23 protein-coding genes and 1 other RNA gene are annotated in these 26,020 nt (G+C 33.3%); 10 read left to right on the top strand and 14 right to left on the bottom strand.

What is annotated here, in order from left to right; all coding sequences use genetic code 11:
* The first annotated feature begins 52 nt into the window (after positions 1 to 52).
* Positions 53 to 1,201: a cysteine desulfurase family protein gene (locus ACFFVB_RS11765; RefSeq protein WP_382383012.1), complete on the top strand. Its 1,149-nt coding sequence runs from the start codon at positions 53 to 55 to the stop codon at positions 1,199 to 1,201.
* 16 nt (positions 1,202 to 1,217) lie between these two features.
* Here ACFFVB_RS11765 and ACFFVB_RS11760 read toward each other — a convergent pair whose 3' ends face one another.
* From ACFFVB_RS11760 to ACFFVB_RS11750, 3 genes are read right to left on the bottom strand one after another with little or no spacing between them, the layout of a single operon-like run.
* Entirely contained in the window at positions 1,218 to 1,799 is a 582-nt protein-coding gene (locus ACFFVB_RS11760) for a MiaE family protein (RefSeq protein WP_382383011.1), read from the bottom strand.
* A 5-nt stretch (positions 1,800 to 1,804) separates the two neighbouring features.
* On the bottom strand, positions 1,805 to 2,392 hold the full coding sequence (locus ACFFVB_RS11755) for a hypothetical protein (protein WP_382383010.1): 588 nt from the start codon (positions 2,390 to 2,392) through the stop codon (positions 1,805 to 1,807).
* Positions 2,385 to 4,130 (bottom strand): DNA polymerase III subunit gamma/tau, encoded by a 1,746-nt coding sequence (locus ACFFVB_RS11750; RefSeq protein ID WP_382383009.1) that lies wholly within the window; start codon positions 4,128 to 4,130, stop codon positions 2,385 to 2,387. The genes ACFFVB_RS11755 and ACFFVB_RS11750 overlap by 8 nt, the downstream gene beginning before the upstream one ends.
* A 145-nt stretch (positions 4,131 to 4,275) precedes the next feature.
* Between ACFFVB_RS11750 and rnpB the strand changes: the two genes are divergently transcribed.
* Positions 4,276 to 4,590: RNase P RNA component class A (rnpB, locus tag ACFFVB_RS11745), an RNA gene on the top strand.
* Positions 4,591 to 4,652: 62 nt separating this feature from the next.
* Here the strand turns inward: rnpB and ACFFVB_RS11740 are convergent.
* The 4 genes from ACFFVB_RS11740 to ACFFVB_RS11725 all read right to left on the bottom strand — a co-directional run bounded on the left by ACFFVB_RS11740 (position 4,653) and on the right by ACFFVB_RS11725 (position 7,426).
* The gene (locus tag ACFFVB_RS11740) at positions 4,653 to 5,174 is read right to left on the bottom strand and encodes a nuclear transport factor 2 family protein (protein ID WP_382383008.1); all 522 of its coding nucleotides are present in this window, start codon (positions 5,172 to 5,174) and stop codon (positions 4,653 to 4,655) included.
* 143 nt (positions 5,175 to 5,317) lie between these two features.
* Positions 5,318 to 5,875, bottom strand: coding sequence for an RsmD family RNA methyltransferase (locus tag ACFFVB_RS11735; protein WP_382383007.1), 558 nt, complete (start codon positions 5,873 to 5,875; stop codon positions 5,318 to 5,320).
* Positions 5,875 to 6,696, bottom strand: a complete 822-nt coding sequence (locus ACFFVB_RS11730; RefSeq protein WP_382383006.1) for a DUF3822 family protein — start codon at positions 6,694 to 6,696, stop codon at positions 5,875 to 5,877. Before ACFFVB_RS11730 ends, ACFFVB_RS11735 begins: the two co-directional genes overlap by 1 nt.
* Entirely contained in the window at positions 6,680 to 7,426 is a 747-nt protein-coding gene (locus ACFFVB_RS11725) for a hypothetical protein (protein ID WP_382383004.1), read from the bottom strand. Before ACFFVB_RS11725 ends, ACFFVB_RS11730 begins: the two co-directional genes overlap by 17 nt.
* A gap of 128 nt (positions 7,427 to 7,554) precedes the next feature.
* On the opposite strand from ACFFVB_RS11725, the gene ACFFVB_RS11720 reads away from it, so the two are divergent.
* Complete coding sequence (locus ACFFVB_RS11720) at positions 7,555 to 8,994, top strand: ATP-dependent DNA helicase (RefSeq protein ID WP_382383003.1); 1,440 nt, start codon at positions 7,555 to 7,557, stop codon at positions 8,992 to 8,994.
* Between the two features lie 316 nt (positions 8,995 to 9,310).
* Here the strand turns inward: ACFFVB_RS11720 and ACFFVB_RS11715 are convergent, their stop codons facing one another.
* The 3 genes from ACFFVB_RS11715 to ACFFVB_RS11705 form a co-directional block, all read right to left on the bottom strand.
* Positions 9,311 to 10,261 (bottom strand): D-2-hydroxyacid dehydrogenase, encoded by a 951-nt coding sequence (locus ACFFVB_RS11715; RefSeq protein WP_382383002.1) that lies wholly within the window; start codon positions 10,259 to 10,261, stop codon positions 9,311 to 9,313.
* A gap of 55 nt (positions 10,262 to 10,316) precedes the next feature.
* Entirely contained in the window at positions 10,317 to 11,381 is a 1,065-nt protein-coding gene (gene serC, locus ACFFVB_RS11710) for a 3-phosphoserine/phosphohydroxythreonine transaminase (RefSeq protein ID WP_382383000.1), read from the bottom strand.
* A 78-nt stretch (positions 11,382 to 11,459) separates the two neighbouring features.
* A complete protein-coding gene (locus ACFFVB_RS11705) occupies positions 11,460 to 12,518 on the bottom strand; it encodes an acyl-CoA reductase (protein WP_382382999.1) in 1,059 nt (352 codons plus the stop codon).
* Between the two features lie 68 nt (positions 12,519 to 12,586).
* On the opposite strand from ACFFVB_RS11705, the gene ACFFVB_RS11700 reads away from it, so the two are divergent.
* Positions 12,587 to 12,940: a 4Fe-4S dicluster domain-containing protein gene (locus tag ACFFVB_RS11700; RefSeq protein ID WP_382382998.1), complete on the top strand. Its 354-nt coding sequence runs from the start codon at positions 12,587 to 12,589 to the stop codon at positions 12,938 to 12,940.
* Positions 12,941 to 13,012: 72 nt separating this feature from the next.
* Here the strand turns inward: ACFFVB_RS11700 and ACFFVB_RS11695 are convergent, their stop codons facing one another.
* A complete protein-coding gene (locus ACFFVB_RS11695; RefSeq protein ID WP_382382997.1) occupies positions 13,013 to 15,733 on the bottom strand; it encodes a TonB-dependent receptor in 2,721 nt (906 codons plus the stop codon).
* 411 nt (positions 15,734 to 16,144) lie between these two features.
* On the opposite strand from ACFFVB_RS11695, the gene ychF reads away from it, so the two are divergent.
* The 4 genes from ychF to ACFFVB_RS11675 all read left to right on the top strand — a co-directional run bounded on the left by ychF (position 16,145) and on the right by ACFFVB_RS11675 (position 22,320).
* Positions 16,145 to 17,239, top strand: coding sequence for a redox-regulated ATPase YchF (gene ychF / locus ACFFVB_RS11690; RefSeq protein WP_382382996.1), 1,095 nt, complete (start codon positions 16,145 to 16,147; stop codon positions 17,237 to 17,239).
* Positions 17,240 to 17,365: 126 nt separating this feature from the next.
* A complete protein-coding gene (locus ACFFVB_RS11685) occupies positions 17,366 to 19,225 on the top strand; it encodes a DNA topoisomerase IV subunit B (protein ID WP_382382995.1) in 1,860 nt (619 codons plus the stop codon).
* On the top strand, positions 19,222 to 19,701 hold the full coding sequence (locus ACFFVB_RS11680; protein ID WP_382382994.1) for a hypothetical protein: 480 nt from the start codon (positions 19,222 to 19,224) through the stop codon (positions 19,699 to 19,701). Before ACFFVB_RS11685 ends, ACFFVB_RS11680 begins: the two co-directional genes overlap by 4 nt.
* 6 nt (positions 19,702 to 19,707) lie before the next feature.
* The gene (locus ACFFVB_RS11675) at positions 19,708 to 22,320 is read left to right on the top strand and encodes a DNA gyrase/topoisomerase IV subunit A (RefSeq protein ID WP_382382993.1); all 2,613 of its coding nucleotides are present in this window, start codon (positions 19,708 to 19,710) and stop codon (positions 22,318 to 22,320) included.
* A 403-nt stretch (positions 22,321 to 22,723) separates the two neighbouring features.
* Here ACFFVB_RS11675 and ACFFVB_RS11670 read toward each other — a convergent pair whose 3' ends face one another.
* Both ACFFVB_RS11670 and ACFFVB_RS11665 read right to left on the bottom strand, forming a co-directional pair.
* A complete protein-coding gene (locus ACFFVB_RS11670; protein ID WP_382382992.1) occupies positions 22,724 to 23,095 on the bottom strand; it encodes a DNA topoisomerase IV in 372 nt (123 codons plus the stop codon).
* Positions 23,096 to 23,134: 39 nt separating this feature from the next.
* Positions 23,135 to 23,554 (bottom strand): helix-turn-helix domain-containing protein, encoded by a 420-nt coding sequence (locus tag ACFFVB_RS11665; protein ID WP_382382991.1) that lies wholly within the window; start codon positions 23,552 to 23,554, stop codon positions 23,135 to 23,137.
* 303 nt (positions 23,555 to 23,857) lie between these two features.
* Here ACFFVB_RS11665 and ACFFVB_RS11660 point away from each other — a divergent pair, with 303 nt between their 5' ends.
* Together ACFFVB_RS11660 and ACFFVB_RS11655 are read left to right on the top strand one after the other, a co-directional pair.
* Positions 23,858 to 25,018 (top strand): M14 family metallopeptidase, encoded by a 1,161-nt coding sequence (locus tag ACFFVB_RS11660; protein ID WP_382382989.1) that lies wholly within the window; start codon positions 23,858 to 23,860, stop codon positions 25,016 to 25,018.
* Between the two features lie 73 nt (positions 25,019 to 25,091).
* Positions 25,092 to 25,571: an Lrp/AsnC family transcriptional regulator gene (locus ACFFVB_RS11655; protein WP_038529153.1), complete on the top strand. Its 480-nt coding sequence runs from the start codon at positions 25,092 to 25,094 to the stop codon at positions 25,569 to 25,571.
* A gap of 51 nt (positions 25,572 to 25,622) precedes the next feature.
* On the opposite strand, the gene ACFFVB_RS11650 is transcribed toward ACFFVB_RS11655, so the two are convergent.
* Positions 25,623 to 25,940 carry a hypothetical protein gene (locus ACFFVB_RS11650; protein ID WP_382382988.1) on the bottom strand — a complete coding sequence of 106 codons (318 nt, stop codon included), beginning with the start codon at positions 25,938 to 25,940 and terminating at the stop codon, positions 25,623 to 25,625.
* Positions 25,941 to 26,020 lie beyond the last annotated feature (80 nt).

Below are 26,020 nucleotides of genomic sequence, written 5' to 3'. Positions count from 1 at the left end.
CAAATATAACGAGACTTATTGAAAGTAATTTTATTTGAAGTAATTTTGTGATATGAAAAAGGTGTATTTCGATAGTGCTGCGACCACTAAAATTAGAGAAGATGTTATTACTAAAATGACTGATGTTATGAGTGAATATTATGGTAATCCATCTTCTTCGCATAGTTTCGGTCGTTCTTCAAAAACATTAGTTGAAACAGCTAGAAAGACTATTGCCAAGCAATTAAAAGTTTCGTCTTCCGAAATTGTATTCACTTCTGGAGGGACAGAGGCCGATAATTTGGTGCTTATAAGTGCCGTGAAAGATTTGGGAGTTAAACGTATTATTACGTCTAAAATAGAGCATCATGCCGTGTTACATACGGTTGATTATTTAGTTAATAATTTCGATGTTTCTGTTAATTACGTCGCTTTAGATAAACATGGGGCTGTAAATTATTCTGATTTGCAACAACTTTTAAATGCTTCTGAAGAAAAATCGATAGTCAGCTTAATGCATGTAAATAATGAAATAGGAAGTCTATTAGATTTAAAACGTGTGGCAGAACTTTGTAAAACAACCAATACACTTTTTCATAGTGATACCGTACAGTCTATCGGACATTACGAATTGGATCTACAAGATATTCCTGTCGACTTTATAGCATCTAGTGCACATAAATTTCATGGACCAAAAGGAGTTGGATTTGCTTTTATAAGAAAACATTCCGGTTTACATGCTATGATTCATGGAGGAGAACAAGAACGCGGACTAAGAGCGGGGACAGAGTCGGTTCATAATATTGTGGGCTTGGAAACGGCTTTTAAGTTAGCGTATCAAAATCTAGAAATGGAACGAAATGCTGTGACCGATTTAAAAGCTTATTTTGTTACCGAACTAAAAAACACGTTTCCTGAAGCTTCCTTTAACGGAGATTCTTCAAATTTAGAACGTAGTGCGTATACTATGTTAAATGTTTGTTTTCCTTTTGAAGCGAATAAAACACAGCTGCTTTTATTTCAATTAGACTTAAAAGGAATTGCGTGTTCTCGTGGTAGTGCATGCCAGAGTGGGAGCCAAAAAGGATCTCATGTTTTAGCAGAAATACTAAGCGACGAGAATTTTAAAAAACCATCAATTCGATTTTCTTTCTCACATTATAATACAAAAGAAGACGTAGACTATGTTATTGAAATTCTAAAAGCATTCGCTGCGCAATAAATTTCTATAAACAGCATTAGCCGTGAATGGTTTCACTTTTACTTAAATCGGCCATTATTTCGGCTTCAAATTCTAAAAGATTTTGCCATTTTTCATTCACTTCGTCCTTGTCGCCATATTGTCTAGCGAATCCTAAGAACATAGTGTAATGATTTGCTTCACTTACCATTAGTTTTCTGTAAAATTCTGCGAGTTCTTTATCTTCTAATTCTTCCGATAATAATCTAAATCGTTCGCAACTTCTTGCTTCAATTAATGCAGCGTAAAGCAATCGATGTACTAATTGCGTTGTTCTGCTTCCTCCTTTAGGGAAAAATGTAATGAGTTTTAAAACGTATTCATCTTTTCTATCACGACCTAAAACCCAACCGTTTTCTAGGATTTTGTCGTGTACCATTTTAAAATGACTAATTTCTTCTTTTACCAAGGCAACCATTTCCTGAACCAAATCTGTATATTCCGGAAAACTAACAATTAATGAAATTGCAGTACTCGTTGCTTTTTGTTCGCAGTAGGCATGATCGGTTAAAATGAATTCTACATTTTTCTCTACGATATTAACCCATCTTGGATCTGTTGGTAATTTTAAGCCTAGCATACTATTTAGATTTTAGTTGTCGTTTCGGTGATTTTATAATCGCCTTCTTTTGAAATTGTAAGCAGAAATGATTTGTATTTTGTGGTATCTTCAGCTTTGTTGAACAGAATATTAAAGATTACAGATTCTTTAGAAGAGATGTGATTATCGTCTATCCATATACTTTTTAAAATATAGGACTGAAGCGCTTCAGGTGTAGTTTCAATATTTTCTGTTATAAAGGCTTTTGAAATGGTTTGATTGAATATTGTTTTGTCATTTCTTTTTACTGAAACATCAGCCAAAGCATTTCTATAAAATGTTTTGATGTTTATATTATCTATAAGTGCCGCTTTAATAACATTCGAATTCATGTCACTATACGTTTTAATATAAACCTTATATCCGGTATGTAAAATCGTGTCGGTAATTGTTTCGGATGGACTTTCTGGCATATAATTTATGCGTTCAGAAAAGGACGTTAACATACCTTTATCTGCTAAAATTTGCTTCGGGTTTTTGTTTAATTTTGCTCTACCATCGCAGCAGCTAAGCGTAGCTATTATTGTGAAAATAAAAACACCTAGTAGATTGTATTTTAGTTTTTTAAACATCAAGATCGAAAGCTTTTCTTAAAAGTTCTAGACTGGGGTTTTTATCGCACATTTTTTCAAATTTCTCACGAGGTGTATAGGCGTATTGTTTTTCTTTTTCTTCGTTAATTATGATGTCTAAACTTACATCAAAATTATTTAAACGCTTCCTCACAAAACTCATAAGATGAAACTGACTACGTTCTACTTCAACCTTATTTGTTTGGTTTGGGTATTCTACCCTCATGATTGTTTTATCTATTAATTTGGGAGTATCTATAGATAAAATGGATGCTAGATTATGTTTCCCTTCGGCTTCAAGAACGGTTACAAAATCCTTCCATGCCGTTTGCATATCTTCCTCAGTGAAATCATCTGTAGGTAAATTAATTTCATCGTAAACAACTTCATTTTGTCTAATTTCATGCTCTTTTTTAGCACGAATACTCTTTAAGGATAGACCTGAAGTTCGTTTATTTTCCTTGGATAAAACAATTTTTGGTATTTGTGGATCCGAAAATTTTGAAGTGCTTTCTTTTTTTACTGCAGTTTCAGGAGTTGATGGCACAGCAACTTGCTCTGCTTTGACTTCTGAATCTGTAGAACTTGAAACTGCTGGTTTATTAACAGGAATAGGGGTAATGCCTTTTGCTCTAAAATAGGATGGTGGAATTATGAACCGTTTGCTATTTTTTTTTTCTCCATCAAAAGTGATAGAGGCAAGCTGCATGATACAAAGTTCGACGAGGAGTCGTTGGTTTTTACTGGTTTTATACTTGAGATCGCAATCGTTGGCGAGTGCAATACCTTTTAATAAAAAGTCTTGAGACGATTTATTCGCCTGCTCTAAATATTTTTGCTTCGTTTCTTCTCCAACTTCTAGAAGTTCTACGGTTTGTGGTGTTTTACAAACTAATAAGTCTCTAAAATGAGATGCTAAGCCTGCAATATAATGTTGTCCGTCAAACCCTTTAGACAATGTCGTATTGAATTGTAAGAGTAAATCCGGAATTTTGTTATCTAATATAAAATCGGTGCTTGTAAAAAATGTTTCGTAATCTAGAACGTTTAAATTTTCTGTAACCGCTTGTCTCGTTAAATTTTTTCCAGAAAAACTAACTACACGGTCAAAAATGGAAAGGGCATCACGCATAGCGCCATCAGCTTTCTGAGCTATTATATGTAGCGCATCATCATCGGCCGTAATTCCTTGTTCTTTAGCTATATATTTTAAATAATTTTTAGCGTCTTTAACCGTAATACGTTTAAAATCAAAAATCTGACATCTCGATAAGATAGTCGGTATAATTTTATGTTTTTCGGTAGTCGCTAATATAAAAATACAATGTTTTGGCGGTTCTTCTAAAGTCTTTAAAAACGCATTAAAAGCGGCCTGAGATAACATGTGGACTTCATCAATAATATAGACTTTATATTGCCCAATTTGAGGCGGAATTCTAACCTGATCGGTTAAATTTCTAATATCGTCTACAGAATTGTTAGAAGCAGCATCAAGTTCAAATACATTAAAAGCAAAATCTTCATCAGGATTATCGATTCCCTTACTATTAATCATTTTAGCAAGAATACGAGCACAACTTGTTTTACCAACACCACGTGGGCCTGTAAACAAAAGAGCTTGCGCCAAATGATTGTTTTCTATAGCATTTAGTAACGTATTTGTAATCGCTTGTTGCCCCACAACATCCTTAAATGTTTGGGGTCTATATTTACGAGCCGATACTATAAAATGTTCCATAGAAATACTTAGAACAACAAAGTTAAAAAATCGGGGAATATATTACCATATTGTACACGAAAATTAGCGCGAGTTATTAACAACTTTTAAATTTAATAGATGAAGGTTTAGTTATTATAGTGAGTAATTATTGTATTTTTGCCGGCTAGTAGATCGCCTTATCGCTGTTCTATTTATAGAATGGAGGAAAGTCCGAACACCGTAGTGCAACATAGTGGTTAATGGCCACCAGCCGAGAGGTTAGGAAAAGTGCAACAGAAAGTATGTACAGGTAATGCTGTAGTGAAACCAGGTAAACTCTATGTGGTGCAATGCCATGTATACCAATGCTTGAGGGCGGCACGCTCGATATTGGAGGGTGGGCAGCTAAAGTGTATTAGTAATTTTACACTCAGATAAATGATAAGGGCCTTTTCATTTCGAAAAGGTACAGGATTCGGCTTATAGATTTACTTAAATAAACAAGCCCTTTTTTAGTTATAAAAAAGGGCTTTGTTTTATTGAAAAATAATGGTTTAGATATTATTTATCTTCTGCCAATGTTTCATCTAATTTGTCTAATTTATCTGAAGCTAATTCTTCAAAAGCATTGTAGCTTGGTAAATTATCCCAATAGCTATATTCTTTTACGATTTTACCGTCTTTAAATAAGAATCTAGAAATAATAGGCACTTTTATCTCTGTTTCACTTCCTTTTATATTTCCAGTCCAAACAGCCCAGCTATTTACCCATTTTTCTCCAGCATCATTAGTGATCATTTCACACTTTACACCTTCAGGGAAATCATATCCTTCTACAACTTTACGTCCTTCTTTTCCTTGTTGAATCATATCTGATACAGTTGTAGGTTCTAAAGAGTTTTCGAAAATTTGAGCGTCTTCGGCATACAAATCTTTAAGACCATCATAATTACTGTCCTTAAAATAATCATGTAATGTTTTAATTGTTTCAATTTCAGGAGAACTTGTAGTGTATTGTTTTGCGGGTTCATTACAAGAAACCATTACTACTAAAGCAAAGGCGAACAAAATAAGTTTTTTCATATTTACTGATATCATTGTGAATTAAACTGCACTAAACTACATGCTTAGCTTTAACTAAAATACATATTTTAAATTTATTTTTATAAATAATATATTTTTATTTCAAAATTAAGCTATAATCTGATAAATGATTTGACTATATTTTAATCTTCAGAGTCTGTTTCTGGGTGACTAAAAAAACTAAACATATTGCCGCCATAACTTTTAGAATATTTATAATGCTCTAAATGGGATATTTTTGTGTGTTTAGAATGCTCTACAATTAAAACACCATTGGTTTCTAATAGATCGTTTTCGAAAACCAATTGCGGAATTTTACTAAATTCTTCAACAGGAAAGGAGTAAGGAGGATCTGCAAATATTATAGTCGATTTTAAAGTCGTTTGCTCTAAAAATTTAAAAACATCACTTTTTACAGCTTGTATTGGCATTTCAAAACTTTCTGCAGTATCATTAATAAATTTAATACAACCTAATTCTTGATCTACACAAGTTATTTGCGTTGTGCCTCTAGAAGCAAATTCGTAACTAATACTTCCTATTCCTGCGAATAGATCTAGCACGGAAACATCATCAAAATAATACGTGTTATTTAAAATATTAAATAAGGCTTCTTTGGCCATATCGGTCGTAGGACGAACGGGTAGCTTTTTTGGAGCAGTGATTCTTCTTCCTTTATATAATCCAGATATTATTCGCATTAAAAACTGTTTAAGATTACAAACTCGGCATGTTGAGTTTGTGGTTGATGATTAAAAGTAAAATTATGTTTATGTTTTCCAAAAGAAATATGACGCACATACTTATATGCAATATTGTATAAGTCGTCATTTTTTAAAATATCACCTACAAAAACCAATTGAATAGTTTCAGGGTTTAATTTTAATTGTTCTAAAGTGAAAAGTAGATAATATATAAAATCTTCTTTACTACTATATTCAAATGTATTATAAAATTGTAATGCTCCAGAATCTACGCTTAATATTTCAAAATGTCGAGATTCTATGTGAATATAAATTTTAGGTTCATCTGCATTTTTTTCTATCTGCAAGATGCTTTCAATTAAAACCGTAGAGAAGTGTTTAAATGTAAATTCGCCAAATTTATCGTAAATAAAATTGTTTACGTTTACATAGGGGACGTAAACATTTACGCTGTCGTTTAAATCTATAGTATCAAACGTAATAAAATCTGATTTTAAAAGTTTGGAATTAAATTTTAAATAATCGGCTAAATGGTCTTCGCTAAATAAAGGGCTAGGTACCAGGGTCGATAATTCGTTACTATGAATAATTTGAATGCTATTAAACGCTTGTTTTAAACTTTCCTCGGTATTAAATAAAGACTGCACATGCTCTAATAATTGATAAGGTGTTTCGTGTTTATTAAAAGAAAGATGCTTTAAAACTTCAACTTGATGCGTGCTAGAATTTAATATACAAAAAGAAAGTCCACTCAAACTAATTTGAATGGACAATTCTTTATATGTATTGTTATGTGAACTACTATTCGTCGTCACCATATGTTTTTGGCCAGTTTCCGTTGGTCTTAACTTCGTTCATAGAACCTACCATTAAAGCATCTCCATTTACACCATCTACCGCGATAACTTGGTTTTCTTGAATTATTAAGTCTCTTTCTTGATCGTAAAGAATAACATCTTTCTTAACAGAAGATTCGAAAACAGGAATCTTAACATCGTTTTGCTCTAAAGTTCCAGCTTCTAATTTAAATGTAGCACCTTCTGGTCCAATACCTGCAGGAAGGTTCATCATCGTTTTGTAACGAGGAGACGTTTTAAATAAAGAATCTTTCACAGAGATAAATCCTAATGTATCAATAATAATAATATCCTTATATGATTCTACACCACCATATCTTTTTGTCATTTCTTCATCTATAATAGTTGAGTCACGACGTTGTGTGATAGTATATTTAGCTGTATCAATAAATTTAATTAAGTGGTCAAATTCTCCTGCGAATTTTCCTGTCACTTGTTTGTGTGCTAATTGTGCATCTCTAATATCGATAAGTTTTTCAATAACTAAAGAGTAACGTTTGTTTTTAATTTTATTGAATTGAATAGGCGTATAAACCGACATAAATGTTTGGTAACCTAAGAAGGCTATAAGTGCCCAAAGTGCAATAATTATAACAGGTTTTAAACCTGATGGTAAAAATTTGTCGATTAGCCAAACTAAACCAATCGTAAGCAGAATAGCAGCAACAGCAATAAGAATTATTGTAAGCATAGTGTTTTTTGTTAATTAATTTTATTATAAGGTCTAACGCAAATCTACAATTTTTTTTTATTCGTTAAAACCTATAAGAGTAAAAATCATTACTATATTTGAATAATTTTTTTTCTGAAGCCTCATAAATGAATGCATCACAATTTTATTCCCTTATAAAACAGCAGTTTCCGTTTAATCCTACTACAAAACAAAATATTGTATTAATTCAATTGTCGGAATTTATTTTTAATACCAATCCAAAATCACTTTATTTACTAAAAGGGTATGCTGGAACGGGTAAAACCACCATTGTCAGTACGATTGTAAGCAATTTGTGGAAAATAAATAAGAGTGCCGTGCTTATGGCGCCCACGGGTCGTGCGGCGAAAGTAATTTCGAATTATTCCAAGAAAGAGGCATTTACAATACATAAAAAAATATATTTTCCTAAAAAAGACAAAGGTGGAGGCGTGAAATTTGTTTTACAGCCTAATAAGCATAAAAACACCATTTTTATTGTCGATGAAGCCTCTATGATTCCCGATACGCCCGGAGAATCTAAATTTGCAGAACAGGGCTCGTTACTAGACGATTTAATGCAATATGTTTATGGCGGTACTAATTGTAAATTGTTGCTTATTGGAGATACAGCCCAATTGCCACCTGTTAAATTAGATATTAGTCCTGCGTTAGAACAAAAAACTTTAGTATTAAATTACGATAAGGAAGTGGTTTGTATGGAGCTTGACGAAGTGGTTCGACAAGAACAAGATTCAGGAATATTATTTAATGCGACCATACTTAGAGAGACATTGTCTGGTTCATTTTTCGATAGTTTTAAGTTTGATGTTAATCCATATAAAGATATAATTAGACTGATTGATGGGCAAGAAATCATGGATGCTATTAGCGATTCTTATAGCGATTTAGGAAACGAAGAGACTGCAATCATTGTTAGAAGTAACAAGCGTGCAAATGCCTATAATCAGCAAATTAGAGATCGAATTTTGTTTAATGAGAACGAATTATCTGCAGGTGATTATTTAATGATTGTTAAGAATAATTATTTCTGGTTGAAGCCAACAAGTGAAGCTGGATTTATTGCAAATGGAGATATTGTTGAAGTCTTAGAAATTTTTTCAATTAAAGAATTATACGGCTTTCGTTTTGCTGAAGTTAAGATGAGAATGGTCGATTACCCGCAAATGCAACCTATAGAAACAGTGTTGCTTTTAGATACTATTTCGGCGGAATCCCCCTCTTTAACTTACGAAGATTCAAATAGGTTGTATCAAGAGGTAATGAAAGACTATGAAGAAGAAACTAGTAATTATAAAAAATTCACCAAAGTAAAAGCTAATAAGTATTTCAATGCATTACAGGTTAAATTTTCTTATGCTATTACGTGTCACAAGTCACAAGGTGGGCAGTGGAGCACTGTTTTTGTAGAGCAGCCTTATTTGCCTGATGGAATTAATAGAGATTATTTGCGTTGGTTGTACACGGCTGTGACTCGTGCTAAGGATAAGCTTTATTTGATAGGTTTTAAAGACGAATTTTTCGAAGAAGAGGACTATCGTGGCTAATGCGATCTTTTGTAAGCAGGAAGCTTGTAAATGAGTGGTGCTATGATTTAAAATACAATTGAGTAGTTATTACTTCTGTAGATCTTAATGATTATTGTTTTCTTGGATGCCGTTTAAAGCAAATCGCGATTATAGTAATTACATTGCATGAGTCAGTAAATTGAATGAAAATCGCAGAAGTTGTAGTCAGTATTTTGTTAAACAATACGTTTAATTAATATGGTTTAGGTATTGAATTATAGGCTCTTGATTTAAAATAACAAAACCATCTAAAGTAAATTTAGATGGTTTTGTTATTTATATTCGTTAGAAATGATTATAAAAGAATACTAGAAATTTGTTGTGCTAGTTCAGTTCCAATTCTATCTTGAGCTTCGTTTGTCGCTGCACCTGTATGTGGTGTTAACGATAAGGAAGGATTCATTAATAATCCCATTTCTGGTTGTGGTTCTTTTTCAAAAACATCTAAAGCCGCTCTAGAGATTTTACCGCTCTCAAGTGCTTTTACAAGTGCTAATTCGTCTACCACACCACCACGTGCTGCGTTCACTAAAATAGCACCATCTTTCATGCTGTTTAATTCTGCTTCACCAATTACATAACCATCTTGTGCAGGTACGTGTAAAGTTAAAAAGTCTGCTTGTTTTAAAACCTCTTCTTTAGAAATAGTAGTAATGTCGAAATTTACTGTTTGTCCGTCGAAAAATTCTAATTCTAGATTTGCTTTTTCTAAAAACGGATCGAAAGCAACAACTTTCATTCCAGCTCCTAATGCTACTTTAGCCGTAGCTTGTCCTATACGTCCAAAACCTAAAACACCTAAAGTTTTACCTTTTAATTCAGTTCCTTTTGCGTAAGCTTTCTTTAATCCTTTAAAGTTTTTGTCACCTTCTAATGGCATTTCTCTGTTAGAGCTATGTAAGAAACGTGATAAACCGTATAAGTGACCAAATACTAATTCTGCTACAGAATGTGAAGAAGCAGCAGGTGTGTTAATTACTTTTAATCCTTTTTCGCGAGCATATTCAACATCAATGTTGTCCATACCTACGCCACCACGACCAATAATTTTTATACTAGGGCAGGCGTCGATTAAATCTTTACGCACTGTTGTTGCGCTTCTAACTAAAATTACGTCAATTTGGTTTTCGTTAATGTAATTAATTAACTGTTCTTGAGCTACCGTGGTTGTGATAACTTCAAATCCATCTTTTTCTAAGGCATCAATTCCGCTTTGTGAAATACCGTCGTTTGCTAATACTTTCATAAGATTTGTTGTCATTTTTAGATGACTAAATTTTATTATTGATTAATTTGTTTGATTATGCTTTTCGTTCCAATTCACTCATTACTTCAACTAAAGCAGCAACGCTGGTGTAAGGTAATGCGTTGTACATAGAAGCTCTGTATCCGCCCACACTACGGTGACCGTTAATACCATTCATTCCTGCTTCTTTAGCCATTTCATCGAAAGTGTCTTTTAATTTATCGTCTACTAAATTGAATGTTGCATTCATTGTAGAACGATCTTCTGTAGCAGCGAAACCTTTAAATAAAGGGTTTAGGTCTATTTCAGAATAAATTAATTTTGCTTTCTTGTTGTTTTCTTTTTCAATTTCAGCAATCCCACCTAAATCTTTTAACCATTGTAGTGTTAACATAGATGTGTACACTGCAAAAACAGGAGGTGTGTTAAACATACTTTCTTTTTCGATAAAGTTTTTGTAGTCTAACATTGAAGGAATAGCTCTAGTTACTTTTCCTAAAAGATCTTCTTTAATTACAACTAAAGTTGTTCCTGCAGGACCCATGTTTTTTTGAGCTCCAGCATAAATAAGGTCGAATTTAGAAAAATCTAATGTTCTAGAGAATATATCACTACTCATATCGCATACCATTGGTACTGGACTGGTAGGGAAATCTTTTATTTGTGTTCCGAAAATAGTGTTATTAGATGTACAGTGGAAGTAATCTAAATCTGATGGTACGCTATATCCTTTTGGGATGTAGTTGTAGTTTGCGTCTTTAGATGATGCAACCTCGACAACTTCTCCGAAAAGTTTTGCTTCTTTTAAAGATTTAGCAGCCCAAGTTCCTGTATTTAAGTATCCAGCTTTAGTTTCTAATAAATTATATGCTGTCATTAAAAATTGCGTGCTCGCTCCACCTTGTAAAAATAATGCTTTGTAACCTTTTCCTTCTAAACCAAGTAGTTCTAAAGCTAAAGCAGTTGCAGTATCCATAACCTCGATAAAAGGTTTACTTCTGTGCGATATTTCAATTAGAGATAAACCGCTGTTATTAAAATCTATTACGGCTTCAGAGGCTTTTAGTAATACTTCTTGTGGAAGGATACATGGGCCAGCACTAAAATTGTGTTTTTTCATTATTTCGATAATTTTGTGATAAGCACAAAGGTGCTAAATAAATGATGAATTTATATAATAAAATTAATATTTTTTATGCTAAATTTTTAATAAAAAGGCCACAGTATCAACGTTATCGGCATAATCCCAAAGGTTAGGGTGCTGGGTATTTCCGAAAACAATTTCGTAACTCATAAAGTCTTTAGATACAATGCATTGTATGTCTTCTTTTTTTGAATTTAAGTCCGTTTTTAGTTCATTTACATCGTTGTAGTACTCGTAAAATATGGTCGCAATAGGCGAAGAAAAACTAGAGTCTTCTTTTATCATTAAGAAGCCGTTTTCTAGTATATCGAATTCACTCATCAGATATACGGCTTTGTTGTAGTCGTAATTATTAGCATATTTATGATCGTTTATAACCTCTTTCCATTTGTACATGGCTTGAAAGAAGTCTTGAAAATCGTAATTTTCAGGCACATAAAGTTTGGAAACGTTTCTGCAACCTAACCCGTAGTATCTAAATATATCGTCCGCTAAACCTTCTAATTCTTCCGTTGTTTCATTACCGGTTAAAACAGCAACAGAATTTCTATTCTTTCTTATAATAGATGGTTTGTTTTTAAAATAATACTCAAAATAGCGTGCAGTGTTGTCACTTCCAGTAGCAATTACGGCTTCGAAATCTTCTAATTTCCCTTCAACAAAAGTAATTTTAGATTTAAATTCTGGCTCTACATGTTCTAAATATTTTGCAAGAAATGGCAGAAGGTGTTTGTCGTTCGAGGATTGTTTTACAACAACATCGTGACCTGAAATTAACACAGAAATAAAATCGTGAAATCCAACAAGCGGGATGTTACCGGCCATAATAATGGCTACTTTTTTCGGAGAATTTGTATTAAATGAATACTTTTCTAACCACGTGTTAATATTACTTTTAGTTAATGATTTAGACCATCCGTTTAAAGAAAATGAAAGGTTGTCTGTGTTGAACCATCTGTTGTTTTCTTGAGCTATTTTTAATTGGTGTTTAAAGCCGTCAAAAAATAAATCGTTAAACGGAATGTCTTCTTTTTTTTGAATCTTTTCGTTTGAAAATTGACTTAAAAAATCTCCTAATTTTGAAAAAGCATTAATTCTTTGCTCTAAATTCATAGTCTAATTTGGTTATGAAAGGTTTTGGCTTTATTTTAGCCCCACAAAGTTAGAAAAAGAAATACGCTATGGCAATTATTATAACAGACGAATGTATAAATTGTGGTGCTTGTGAACCAGAGTGCCCAAATACAGCGATATATGAAGGTGCAGACGATTGGAGATATAAAGACGGTACGAGTTTAGATGGTACTGTTGTACTTCCTAATGGAAAGCAAGTTGATGCAGACGAAGCTCAAGAGCCGGTAAGTGACGAGCTTTATTATATTGTACCAGATAAATGTACCGAATGTAAAGGATTTCATGAAGAACCACAATGTGCGGCAGTTTGCCCAGTAGATTGTTGTGTTCCTGATGAAGATCACGAAGAAACAGAAGAGGAGTTATTAGGAAAACAACGCTTTATGCACCCTGATAGTTAGGATTCAAAATATATTTTGCATTTAAAAGCCGAGCATATGCTCGGCTTTTTATGTTTTAGTATACCTTCTTGATTAGAAACTAAACCCTAGTCTTGTAAATACGTATCTACCATCAGAGCCCATTTGCACAGAGTCGGCCAAACCTCCTTGGTCAGACCAACCATCGAATTGAGACGTTGGATATGTATTGAATAGGTTATTAGCACCTACTGTTAAGTTTAGGTTTTCTGTGAATTTATATCCTAAATTTAAATCTACTATTAATCTAGATTCATACGTGTCCGTTGCGACTTTCGTTAAAGCATCTGCCTCTAAAAAAGTGACTGGCGGTGAGTCTACCCATTGAAAATCTTGTAATTGCACTTCGCTAAATTGAGTTAATGACGTATTTATATTAAATCGAGAAGTCGAATATCCTAAATTAAGTCCAAATTTATAATCGGGAGCGGCAGCTTTTAAATATGCTTGAGAAAAAGGGCTAAAAAATCTAAGTTGAGCTTCTTCATCTGTCATATTACTACCTTCAAAATCAGGTGTATTAATATTTTTAATGTCTAAATTATTAAGATTCCCTATTAGACCAAAACTTAGATTGCTATTCGACCCTACAGCTGTTTTATAGGTTAAAACAATATCTAAACCTGTAGTTTGTGTGTCTACACCGTTTGCAAAGAATTGAGCGGCATCTACATTTAAAGGTCCTAAAATAGCTTGATCCGTAAAGTTATCTGTTAAAATAATTCTATCATCTACATTAATGAGGTAACCATCTATAGTCGCGGTAAATCCATTTTTGTTAAATGTAAACCCTAAGCTTGCATTAAATGCATTTTCTTCTTTTAAATCTTCAATTCCAAAAGCTTTGGTTACCGTGCTGTTGTTTGCAGACAGTAAAGAAGGTATGGATTCTCCTGCAACGATATTGGTGAAAATAAGATTATAGTATATTTGCGCTAAAGATGGTGCCCTGAAACCTGTAGAAATAGAGCCTCTAAAAGCAAGTGCGTCATCTAGCAATTTGTATCTCGTCGCTAATTTAAAGTTAAATGAGCTTCCGAAATCGCTATAGGTTTCATGGCGTAATGCGCCTCCAATTAAAAAATCATCTGTAACATTTAGTTCAGAATCCAGATAAATGCCATAATTAGATCTGTTTCTGTCTACTTCGTTGTCAGGACTATATCCAGGAAATCCTTGTGAACCTCCAGGAAGCGCATCTCCATTAGAATCTGTAGCTACAATTTGCGTTGCAGGATTAGTAATGGGGATTGTATTTTCGTCATATAATGAATAAGATGAAATCTCACCTGCAAAAATCCCAAAGTTTTCTGTTCTGTACTCCATACCAAAGGCTACATTTAAACCAGAAGCAACGTCGTCAAAATACTTGTTTAAATTAATTCCGGTTATGTTTTGAGATAGAAAATGACCTCCAGCATTAAAGTCTGTTGGCGAGGCGTCTTTCATAGAGGCATTATTCGAGTTTTTTATAAAGTACTGAAAATCATTTTTTCCGTAAGTGTTATTAAAGTCGACAAACCAGCCATTATCCATTTCGTGTTTTAGTCCTACAGATGCAGATATGTCAGTAATATTTGATGTGATTTCAGGTGTAAACCCGTTAGGGTATAAGCTCGGTACAGATCTGTTGTCTCCATCTTCAAAACTATCTCGTGAAAAGGCATAGGCATTGGTGTCTCTAAAATTACGTCCTCCAAAGGCATAGACTTCGGTGTTGTCGCTAAGCGGTATTTCTGTGTTTATCATAAAGTTAAAACTATCAACTCCAGCACTTCCAAATCCTTTTCTCCATGAAAACCCAGGACGTAATGTATTGTTTTTAGATAATAGCTCTGTTGTGAAATTTATAAAACCACCATCTTCACCTATATCTACCCCGTAGTTGAAGTCCACTTTTACCGTTTCTCCATCGTAATTTTTATCTTTTCCGTCTAGTCTGTTTTTACCTTCTACATTATATAAGGTTTCTCCGCTTTCTTCTTCCCAACCATCTCCGATTGCGGTGCTGTAGGCGCCGTAAGTTATACTTCCTGAGAAGTCTTCGGTGTTATCTTTAAGAACAATATTAATTACACCTGCAATGGCATCCGATCCGTATTGAGCAGAAGCTCCATCTCTCAAGACTTCAATTCTTTTAATTGCAGATGCTGGAATGGCATTTAAGTCGGTTCCAGAATTTCCACGACCTCTAGTTCCAAATATATTTACAAGAGAAGATTGATGTCTTCGCTTACCATTAATTAAAACAAGAGTCTGATCAGGTCCTAAACCTCTTAATGATGCGGGCACAACATGATCTGCTCCATCGGATCCAGACTGTTTACTGGCGTTAAATGAAGGTGCGGCGTATTGCAGAATTTCGTTTACTTCAACTTTTCCTGTCGAGGCGGCTATTTCGGCAACATCCAAAATGTCTACAGGAACCGCAGTGTCTAAAGCTGTTCTTTTAGGGTTTCTAGATCCAACCAGCACAATTTCGTCGAGTCCGACACCTTCTATTAGTGTTAAATTTAATGTAGATTGACCATTTACTTTTAATTCTTTAGTGGTGTAACCAATAAAACTAAAAATAAGTGTTGCGTTTTCACTAACAGTAATGGTGTAATTTCCATCAAAATCTGCAACAACACCATTAGTTGTGCCTTTCTCAATAATATTTACACTAGGTACAGGCAGGCCTTCTGAATCTGTGATATTTCCAGATACCGTTTGTCCGTTTGCAAATTGGACACCAAAAAGTAAAAGCAAAAGATAAGATAGTTGTTTCATCATAGTGTTGTTGATTTTATGGGTTTATTACTATTAAAGATATGGAATTAAGATGTTTAAGTGTGATTTGGGTAGTAAGTTGTTAGTTGTTTTGTTAAAAATTAGTTAATTGTTAGATTCTAATGAGATTTATTTAAGGATTCTTTATGGAGCGATTAAAAATTTTAAAAATTCACACTATTATTCTTAACTAGCGTGTTTTAATTAAAGTGTATTATATAATTAAGCGAACAGTTATTGATAGAAACCCATCTAACGTATTGGTTAGGGGGTGTTAATGTGACTTTTTACTGCATAATAGGTCAAGAATAGGTATGAATCTTTTTTAAAATAAATTCATATAATTACTTACATTTGCACTCGCAAAAACCATCGTTTTGGTTCTTGTATCTTTAATTAAATTATCTAAAGAAAATGAAAGCTGGAATTGTAGGATTACCAAACGTAGGAAAATCGACCTTATTTAATTGTTTGTCTAACGCTAAAGCACAAAGTGCAAACTTTCCGTTTTGTACTATCGAGCCAAACATTGGAGTGGTAAATGTACCAGATCCAAGACTTGAAAAGCTTGAAGAATTAGTAAATCCAGAGCGTGTTATGCCAGCAACTGTAGAGATTGTGGATATTGCAGGTTTGGTAAAAGGTGCTAGTAAAGGTGAAGGTTTGGGGAATCAGTTCTTGGCTAATATTAGAGAAACGGATGCTATTCTTCATGTATTACGTTGTTTTGATAACGATAATATTGTGCATGTAGATGGAAATGTAAATCCAATTCGCGATAAAGAAACTATCGACATGGAATTGCAGTTAAAAGATCTTGAAACGGTTGATAAAAAACTTGAAAAAGTAAAACGTGCTGCAAAAACTGGAAATAAAGAAGCCCAGAAAGAAGAAGCCGTTTTGTTAAAGATTAAAACGAGTTTGGAAGCAGGTATTTCTGTTCGTGCACTTGAATTTGAAGATGATGAGTTCGAAGAATTTGTAGGGCCTTCTCAATTTATTACAGCAAAACCCGTAATGTATGTTTGTAATGTAGATGAAGCGTCTGCAAATACAGGTAATGCATATGTGGATTTGGTTAGAGAGAATGTAAAAGATGAAAATGCTGAAGTTTTAGTTTTAGCAGTTGGAACAGAAGCAGACATTAATGAATTAGACGATTTTGAAGAACGTAAAATGTTTTTACAAGATATCGGGTTGGAAGAGCCAGGTGCTTCAAAATTAATTCGATCAGCTTACAAGTTATTAAATCTGCAAACATATTTTACAGCAGGTGTAAAAGAAGTTCGCGCTTGGACTATAGATATCGGAGCGACAGGACCACAGGCGGCAGGAGTTATCCATACCGATTTTGAAAAAGGATTTATTCGTGCAGAAGTTATTGGTTACGAAGATTTTGTGACTTACGGAAGTGAGGCAAAAGTTAAAGAAGCAGGTAAAATGCGCGTAGAAGGAAAAAATTATGTGGTTAAAGACGGAGATGTTATGCATTTCTTATTCAACGTCTAAACTTTTATTCAAATATAAAATTAGAGCCAATGTTAAAAACATTGGCTTTTTTTGTTAAGAATAGTGCTGTTCCTGTTTCTTTTTTGAAGCCGAAATAGTATCTTAGCGTCTCATCATTAAAATTCTATGCTAGACCAATCCGATTATACAGAAGATAACATACGTTCATTAGACTGGAAGGAACATATTCGTATGCGTCCAGGGATGTATATAGGTAAACTTGGCGATGGATCTTCTCCTGACGATGGTATTTATATTCTTCTAAAAGAGGTTTTAGATAACTCTATTGACGAGTATGTTATGGGGGCCGGAAAGTCCATCGAAATATCTATTCAAGGAAGTAAAGTTATTGTCCGCGATTATGGTCGTGGGATTCCTTTAGGGAAAGTGGTAGACGTAGTGTCTAAAATGAATACTGGTGGAAAGTACGATTCTCGTGCATTTAAAAAATCGGTTGGATTAAATGGTGTAGGTACAAAAGCAGTAAATGCATTATCCTCTTATTTTAGAGTAGAGTCGTCTAGAGATGGAAAATCTGCTTCTGCAGAATTTGAGCAAGGAAATCTTGTAAATGAAGAATTTTTAGATGAAACAACACGACGAAAAGGAACAAAAGTATCCTTCGTTCCTGATGAAATCATATTTAAAAATTATAAATATAGAAACGAGTATGTGTCTAAAATGCTTAAAAACTATGTGTATCTAAACCCAGGTTTAACGATAGTTTTTAACGGTGAAAAATTTTATAGTGAGAATGGATTAAAGGATTTATTGTCCGAAAACATTAATGAAGGCGATAGAGTGTATCCAATTATTCACTTAAAGGGAGACGATATAGAAGTTGCCTTAACTCACAGTAAGACACAGTATTCTGAAGAGTATCATTCGTTTGTTAACGGGCAAAATACGACACAAGGAGGGACGCACTTAGCGGCCTATCGTGAAGCTGTGGTAAAAACAATTCGTGAGTTTTACGGGAAGAATTATGATGCTTCCGATATTCGAAAATCTATCGTAACGGCAATTGCAATTAAAGTAATGGAACCTGTTTTTGAAAGTCAGACAAAAACAAAATTGGGATCCACAGATATGGGAGGTGAGTTGCCAACGGTAAGAACTTATGTGAACGATTTTCTTAAAACCTATTTAGATAATTATCTTCACAAAAATTCTGACACTGCAGATAAAATTCAGCGTAAAATTCTGCAAGCAGAGCGCGAGCGTAAAGAATTATCTGGAATACGGAAATTAGCAAAAGACAGAGCGAAAAAAGCGAGTCTTCACAATAAAAAATTAAGAGATTGCAGAGTTCATTTTGGTGATATCAAAAATGGAAGAAATTTAGAATCTACTTTATTCATTACAGAGGGAGATTCTGCATCAGGAAGTATAACGAAATCTCGAGATGTAAATACCCAAGCCGTTTTTAGTTTAAAAGGTAAGCCTTTAAACTGTTTCGGCTTAAGTAAGAAGATTGTGTACGAGAATGAAGAATTTAATTTGCTTCAAGCCGCATTGAATATAGAGGAGTCTATGGAGGATTTACGATATAATAATATTGTAATTGCTACAGATGCCGATGTAGATGGGATGCACATTAGGTTGTTGTTAATTACGTTTTTTCTTCAGTTTTTTCCGGAAATCATAAAAGAAGGACATTTATATATTTTACAAACACCTTTATTTAGAGTTCGAAATAAAAAGAAAACTATTTATTGTTACTCAGAGCAAGAGCGTGTAAATGCTATAGACGAATTAAAGCCAAAGCCGGAAATTACCCGATTTAAAGGGTTAGGGGAGATTTCTCCAGACGAGTTTAAACATTTTATTGGTGAAAATATCCGTTTAGAACCGGTCATGTTGGACAAGGATATGTCTATAGAAGAATTGTTGGAATTCTATATGGGGAAAAACACACCTACACGTCAGAAATTTATTATCAATAATCTAAAAGTAGAAATAGATTTAGTTGCTGAAAAAAAATGAGAACGGACAACGGAGCGGTAAAGAATACTATAATTTCAGTATATTTTATACTAATTGTTTTGGCTGTTGTTATGGCTACAGTTTTTAGTGCGTTTAAAGACATCACAAATAATGCGGGGTTAACGTTTGTTATACTATTATCTGTTTTCGCAGGATTATTTTTAGCTGTATATTTAATTGCTAAATATTTTGAATATAATAGCGATGGGGATAAGGTTATAGTCACAAATAAAGGCTTGTTGTTGTCTGAAAAATTTAACTATAGAGCACATGAAGTTGAATTTGATAAGGAAGAGTTAGTTGGTTATAAATTTATCAACTATATCGTTTATAGAGAATTAGTGCTGTATACTAAAAGAAAAGGAAGAAGTAGTGTTAGGACACGTTTTAATGTGAGTTTGGTAACACGAAGAAAACGTAAATACGTTAGACAATCTTTAAGTAAAATAATAAAAAATAATAAAAATAAAGTTTAATTATTAATGATTGAAGATACTAGTGACGAATTAAATAGTAATCAACCAGAAAGTCAAGAAACAATTACCAAAGTTAATGGTATGTTTAAAGACTGGTTTTTAGATTACGCATCTTATGTTATTTTAGAACGCGCGATTCCTGCGATTGAAGATGGTTTTAAGCCAGTTCAGCGTAGGATTATGCATTCTATGAAAGATTTAGATGACGGTCGTTACAATAAAGTAGCCAATATAGTTGGGCATACCATGCAGTATCATCCACACGGGGATGCCAGTATTGCAGATGCTATGGTTCAAATTGGTCAAAAGGATATATTAATCGATACTCAGGGAAACTGGGGAAATATTTTAACAGGCGACAGCGCGGCGGCTTCTCGTTATATCGAAGCACGTTTGTCTAAGTTTGCCTTAGATGTTGTTTATAATCCTAAAATTACCGAATGGCAAGCATCTTATGATGGTAGACGAAAAGAGCCCGTAAATTTACCGGTTATGTTTCCGTTGCTTTTGGCTCAAGGAGGTGAAGGGATTGCAGTAGGTTTGTCTACTAAAATATTACCTCATAATTTTATTGAATTGATCGATGCTTCAATAAAGCATTTAAAAGGTAAAAAATTTACTATTCTTCCCGATTTTCCAACGGCAGGAATCGCAGATTTCACCAATTATAACGACGGTTTACGTGGCGGAAAAGTCCGTGTGCGAGCTAAAATTTCGCAATTAGATAAGAATACGTTAGTTATTACAGAAATTCCTTTTGGTACGAATACGTCTACGCTTATAGATTCGATCCTTAAAGCAAATGACAAAGGGAAGATTAAAATAAAAAAAATTGAAGATAATACCGCAGCCGATGTCGAAATTTTAGTGCATTTACCTGCAGGAATTTCACCGGACAAAACAATAGACGCACTATATGCTTTTACAAATTGTGAAAGTTCTATTTCGCCTTTAGGTTGTGTTATAGAAGATAATAAACCTTTATTTGTTGGGGTGTCTGAAATGCTTCGTCGTTCGACAGATAATACTGTTCAGCTTTTAAAAAGTGAATTAGAAATTAAGCTAAGCGAGCTTGAAGAAATGTGGCATTTTGCTTCTTTAGAGCGTATTTTTATTGAAAATAGAATTTACCGTGACATTGAAGAAGAGGAAACTTGGGAAGGCGTAATTCAAGCCATCGATAAAGGGTTAAAACCATATACTTCGCATTTAAAAAGAGTGGTTACCGAAGAGGATATCGTGCGGTTAACAGAAATTAGAATCAAGCGTATTTCTAAATTCGATATCGATAAAGCACAACAAAAAATTGATGCATTAGACGAACAGATAGCTGAAGTAAAACATCACTTAGCGCATCTAATTGAGTATGCAATAGCATATTTCGTAAGATTAAAAAAAGAATACGGAGAAGGTCGGGAGCGTAAAACCGAAATTAGGATTTTTGATGATGTCGATGCTACCAAAGTCATTATTAGAAATACAAAACTTTACGTTAATCGCGTAGAAGGCTTTGTGGGAACATCTTTGAAGCGTGATGAGTATGTTGGCGATTGTAGTGATATAGACGATATTATTGTGTTTACTAAGCAAGGTGTCATGATGATTACCAAAGTCGATTCTAAAACCTTTGTTGGGAAAGATATCATTCATGTTGCCATATTTAAGAAGAAAGATAAGCGCACGATTTATAATATGATTTATCGTGATGGCGCTAAAGGTCCAACGTACGTAAAGCGTTTTGCTGTTACTGCGATTACACGCGATAAAGAATACGATTTAACTATCGGGACTAAAGGTTCGACAAGTTTGTACTTTTCTGCAAACTCTAATGGTGAAGCAGAAGTAGTAACTATTTTACTTCGTCAGGTTGGAAGTATTAAAAAATTGAAATGGGATTTAGATTTTTCTGATATCATTATAAAAGGAAGAGCTTCTAAAGGGAATCTGGTAAGTAAATTTCCTGTCAAAAAGATTGAGCTTAAGGAAAAAGGAATTTCGACTCTTAAACCAAGACGTATCTGGTTCGATGATACTGTTCAGCGTTTAAATGTAGATGGTCGTGGTGAATTGCTAGGAGAATTTAGAGGTGAAGATCGTATTTTAATAATAACACAATCAGGTTTAATAAAAACAATTTTACCGGAGTTAACAGCGCATTTCGATAGCGATATGGTAGTTCTTGAGAAATGGAAGCCAAATAAGCCTGTTTCTGCGGTGTATTTTGAAGGTGATAAAGAACGTTACTATGTAAAGCGTTTTTTAGTTGAACACGAGAACAAAGAAGAAATCTTTATTTCGGATCATGAGAAATCTCATTTAGAAATAGTGTCGACCGACTGGTTGCCTGTGGTTGAGATTGTTTTCGGAAAAGAACGCGGAAAAGATCAGAAAGAAAATCAAATTGTAAATCTTGAAGAATTTATTGCAGTAAAAGGGATTAGAGCATTAGGAAATCAGTTAACTACAGATAAGGTGAAACAGATAAGTTTATTAGCCCCTTTACCATCTGAGGATTCGGAAGACGAACATTTAGATGATTCTGAAGCGATAGGTCATAAGGCTAATGAAGATGATGATAAAGAGGGTGCTGACGATGATTCTCAGCCTACTTTATTTTAATAGAAATCAAAAATTATTAAGCGCTATTTATAATAGCTACTAGTATAAACGGAGCAAGTAATCTATATTTATTATAATATGATGCTTGCTCTAATAGTATCTATTAATAAGCTTATTACAGACAGTGCTGTTTTTTAGATACTGTCTAGCATGTAGTATTTTATTTCTGAAAGCTATCTAAGTGAGTTAATATAATAGAGTAGTCTTTAGATCACTTAATATGGAGAAAACACTATTTAGGTAGGGTTTTTAAGTGCTTATAATAGCTTTTAGGATAACTAGCGCTTCCTTCTCGTGAAACGCCGTGATAAGTGGTCCTAAAGATGTTTTAAAAGTAAAAGCAGTGAATCTTCTAGTTAGTGCTTCATCTTAATTGAATTCGCATACTTAAATGAGATTTCAATTAATTGGCGCGATGTGCTGTGCCTTTTTGTTTTAGTTCTTCACCAACATAAGAATATTCAAAAGTATAAGACGAGTCGGTTGTAGTTAAAATCTTTAGGTGAATATCTTTACGTTCGACTCTGTTTTTTGGATTGATAGTTCTAAAAATAACTTCACAGTCGTTTATCCAACGCACTTCAGACGAGTCGACTTTTCCTTGATACGTTTCTATTTGTAATGTGTCATTTCTATTAAATTCCGATTTAAATAAAGCATCGTCAATAGTGATCTCACTAAAATAATGTCCAGTTTTAAAATCTGAGCAATTCCTTTCTACTTCGTAACAACTTACCATCATTACAGCAAGAAAAAACAAGACAAAATATTTCATAGGATAAAGGGGTGTAAATTCTGCGCAAAAATAGTGAACTTAAATGGAGTTCTCAAAGTTTTTAAAGCTTCCGTCTGTATAAAAAATAACAATGCGTTCAATTTGTTTTGACGGGTCTGAATTTAAAACCGGGTTAGGGATAGAATTCGAAATTGTTTTATTAGACGCTTTTGCTTCGGGAGCTTGTTTGTCATCATCCGAAAATAAGTCAGGGGTATTGCTTTTTTTAGTTTCTACAGGAAAAGTTCCTTTACCATTTAATAGCCAATATAATTCTACTTCAGGATAAGTGGTTAAAATTTTCATTACAAAATCTAAACTTGGTTTATTTCTCCCTGATAAAATATGAGAAATAGAAGAGCGTTGAACTCCGATTTTTTCAGAGAAGGAAGAAGCCGATTCACCGTAAAAATCAATCACTTTTTGGAGGCGCTTTGTAAATTCGTTGCTGTTTATCATTGTAAACTCAATACTAAAAGATATATGGTTACAAATGTAATAAAAAGAATGACATCATTTACAACATGTAAACAAATTGGCTATTTGTTATTAATTAAATACTTTAACTTAGTTTAGTTAGTGTATTGATTTACAATGTTTATGTATTGTTTACTGTCTTATAGTTATTCTTATATAAATGCGAGATGTTTATCAGATATAAGTCCTTATCATTTGTATATAATTGTATACAACAACAGTGGGTTTTCCTGTTTACATTTGTAAATAAATAATTGTTTACATTTGTATACCTATAAAAAAGCTATGAATATTACAGAGATTACTAGTCTTTATCAGACAAATAAAGAGTCACAATTAAGTGGCCGTTATATTACCAATTTACATATTAAACCGCTTTTAGAATGTCTTGATTCAGATTCTAATTTTGACGTTTCAGAAATTGGAAGATCTGTTTTAGGTAAACCTATTTCGGCTATTAAAGTTGGAACAGGAAAAAAACGATTGTTGCTTTGGTCGCAGATGCACGGAAATGAATCGACAACAACAAAAGCACTTTTCGATTTTATTAATACGCTTAGACATCCCCATCAGTCTTTAAAAGATTTAAAAGAAACATGTACCTTTTATATAATACCTATTTTAAACCCTGACGGTGCTGAAGCATATACGCGACTTAATGCTATAGATGTCGATTTAAATAGAGATGCACAATCATTGTCGCAGCCAGAAAGTAAAGTGTTAAGGGAGGTTTACAATGCTTTTAAACCACATTATTGCTTTAATTTACACGGACAGCGAACTATTTTTAGTGCGGGTACTACTAATAAGGTAGCAACAGTGTCTTTTTTGTCTCCTTCGCAGGATGAGGAACGTACAATAACGGATTCTAGAAAGGTTGGTATGGATATAATCGCTGAAATGAATTCGACTTTGCAACAGTTAATTCCAGGACAAGTGGGGCGATACGACGATTCTTTTAATATTAATTGTATAGGAGATAGCTTTCAGTCCTTAAATGTGCCAACAATTTTGTTTGAGGCGGGACATTATAAAAATGATTACGAGAGGGAACATACTCGTTTTTATATTTATAGCTCGTACTTATCAGCATTCGATTATATTTCTAAGCACGATGTTTCAGGAGATAATTTTGAAGATTACTTTAAAATTCCAGAGAATGATAAATGTTTTTACGACATCATTATTAGGGATGCGAATGTGGGGACAGATGAAAAACCTGAAATTTTAGATGTTGCTGTGCTTTTTGTTGAAAAATTAATTAACAATAAAATTGCGTTTTCCTCAAAGATTGAGGCTTTGGGATTAGGGGCTAATTATTATGGTCACAAAGAGATTAACGCTAACAATATGAGGGTTTTAGGTGAAGATGGTCAAGTGCTAAAAGTAGGAGTCGAAAACGATTTCGTGACGATTGGTGCTGATAAATTTTTACTAAAATTGTGAAAACCTTAATAATTTGGTAAGATTAATACATAAAAATGTATTATTTTTGCTGTAAAGAACAAAAAGTATAGAAATGGCAAAATTTAAATTAGACGAAATAGATCACCAAATTCTTGATATGTTAATTGACAATACAAGAGTTCCTTTTACGGATATCGCAAAAAAACTATTAATTTCTGCAGGTACGGTTCATGTTAGAGTAAAGAAAATGGAAGATGCTGGGATTATAAAAGGTTCTTCATTAACATTAGATTACAAGAAACTTGGATACTCTTTTATAGCATATATTGGAGTTTACTTAAACAATACATCTCAAACTACATTTGTTTTAGAACGTATTAATGAATTACCTTTCGTTACAGTAGCACATATAACTACTGGCAAATTTAATATTTTCTGTAAAATTAGAGCAAGAAACACAGCTCATGCAAAAGATGTTATTTTTATGATTGACGACATTGATGGTGTTTACAGAACAGAAACAATGATTTCTTTAGAAGAAAGTATTAACGATAAAAAACGTTTAATGCATTATATCTTTAAAGAACTATAATAGTTTAAACATATAATAAAAAGAGCCGAATTTTATAATTCGGCTCTTTTTTTATTCTTCTTCGTTATTCAGGACAGTATCTTTATCTAAAATAGTATCTGTGGGGTAATCTACAATTACATGCCCTAAGCTATTTAGTTCTATATCTTCATTCACATCAAAATTTACCATGGTGTAGTGTAATTTAGAACTCACTTTTACTAGGTAAATAGTGTCATCTGTTTTTATTTCTACAGTTTCGATAGTTTCATTACGATGATTATCAAATTTAATAATGTCGTAATCGCCATAACCATCAGGAAATCGTTCCGTTAATTTGGTTAATACTTCAGGTGTAAGTTTTTTATAATCTACAATAACTTTTCTCATCTTAGTATTGGTTTTAGATGGTTACTAGTATTGTTAAGTAGTGCTTCTTTTTGGTATTACTAAATTTACAAATTATTTTG

The sequence above is a fragment of the Formosa undariae genome, from assembly GCF_042427615.1.
GTDB classification, from domain to species: domain Bacteria; phylum Bacteroidota; class Bacteroidia; order Flavobacteriales; family Flavobacteriaceae; genus Formosa; species Formosa undariae.
The sequence above is the reverse complement of the archived record's forward strand: the minus strand, read 5'-3'. Positions and strand labels throughout refer to the sequence as shown.

Excerpts from the sequence above, each read along its gene's own strand:
- ACFFVB_RS11735 (WP_382383007.1), bottom strand. The coding sequence starts at position 5,875 with ATGCGAATAATATCTGGATTATATAAAGGAAGAAGAATCACTGCTCCA.
- ACFFVB_RS11725 (WP_382383004.1), bottom strand. The coding sequence starts at position 7,426 with ATGCTTACAATAATTCTTATTGCTGTTGCTGCTATTCTGCTTACGATT.
- ACFFVB_RS11760 (WP_382383011.1), bottom strand. The coding sequence starts at position 1,799 with ATGCTAGGCTTAAAATTACCAACAGATCCAAGATGGGTTAATATCGTA.
- serC (WP_382383000.1), bottom strand. The coding sequence starts at position 11,381 with ATGAAAAAACACAATTTTAGTGCTGGCCCATGTATCCTTCCACAAGAA.
- ACFFVB_RS11740 (WP_382383008.1), bottom strand. The coding sequence starts at position 5,174 with ATGAAAAAACTTATTTTGTTCGCCTTTGCTTTAGTAGTAATGGTTTCT.
- ACFFVB_RS11755 (WP_382383010.1), bottom strand. The coding sequence starts at position 2,392 with ATGTTTAAAAAACTAAAATACAATCTACTAGGTGTTTTTATTTTCACA.
- ACFFVB_RS11650 (WP_382382988.1), bottom strand. The coding sequence starts at position 25,940 with ATGAGAAAAGTTATTGTAGATTATAAAAAACTTACACCTGAAGTATTA.
- ACFFVB_RS11720 (WP_382383003.1), top strand. The coding sequence starts at position 7,555 with ATGAATGCATCACAATTTTATTCCCTTATAAAACAGCAGTTTCCGTTT.
- ACFFVB_RS11715 (WP_382383002.1), bottom strand. The coding sequence starts at position 10,261 with ATGAAAGTATTAGCAAACGACGGTATTTCACAAAGCGGAATTGATGCC.
- ACFFVB_RS11750 (WP_382383009.1), bottom strand. The coding sequence starts at position 4,130 with ATGGAACATTTTATAGTATCGGCTCGTAAATATAGACCCCAAACATTT.
- ACFFVB_RS11675 (WP_382382993.1), top strand. The coding sequence starts at position 19,708 with ATGATTGAAGATACTAGTGACGAATTAAATAGTAATCAACCAGAAAGT.
- ACFFVB_RS11705 (WP_382382999.1), bottom strand. The coding sequence starts at position 12,518 with ATGAATTTAGAGCAAAGAATTAATGCTTTTTCAAAATTAGGAGATTTT.
- ACFFVB_RS11765 (WP_382383012.1), top strand. The coding sequence starts at position 53 with ATGAAAAAGGTGTATTTCGATAGTGCTGCGACCACTAAAATTAGAGAA.
- ACFFVB_RS11730 (WP_382383006.1), bottom strand. The coding sequence starts at position 6,696 with ATGGTGACGACGAATAGTAGTTCACATAACAATACATATAAAGAATTG.
- ACFFVB_RS11660 (WP_382382989.1), top strand. The coding sequence starts at position 23,858 with ATGAATATTACAGAGATTACTAGTCTTTATCAGACAAATAAAGAGTCA.
- ACFFVB_RS11685 (WP_382382995.1), top strand. The coding sequence starts at position 17,366 with ATGCTAGACCAATCCGATTATACAGAAGATAACATACGTTCATTAGAC.
- ACFFVB_RS11670 (WP_382382992.1), bottom strand. The coding sequence starts at position 23,095 with ATGAAATATTTTGTCTTGTTTTTTCTTGCTGTAATGATGGTAAGTTGT.
- ACFFVB_RS11665 (WP_382382991.1), bottom strand. The coding sequence starts at position 23,554 with ATGATAAACAGCAACGAATTTACAAAGCGCCTCCAAAAAGTGATTGAT.
- ACFFVB_RS11700 (WP_382382998.1), top strand. The coding sequence starts at position 12,587 with ATGGCAATTATTATAACAGACGAATGTATAAATTGTGGTGCTTGTGAA.
- ACFFVB_RS11655 (WP_038529153.1), top strand. The coding sequence starts at position 25,092 with ATGGCAAAATTTAAATTAGACGAAATAGATCACCAAATTCTTGATATG.
- ACFFVB_RS11680 (WP_382382994.1), top strand. The coding sequence starts at position 19,222 with ATGAGAACGGACAACGGAGCGGTAAAGAATACTATAATTTCAGTATAT.
- ychF (WP_382382996.1), top strand. The coding sequence starts at position 16,145 with ATGAAAGCTGGAATTGTAGGATTACCAAACGTAGGAAAATCGACCTTA.
- ACFFVB_RS11695 (WP_382382997.1), bottom strand. The coding sequence starts at position 15,733 with ATGATGAAACAACTATCTTATCTTTTGCTTTTACTTTTTGGTGTCCAA.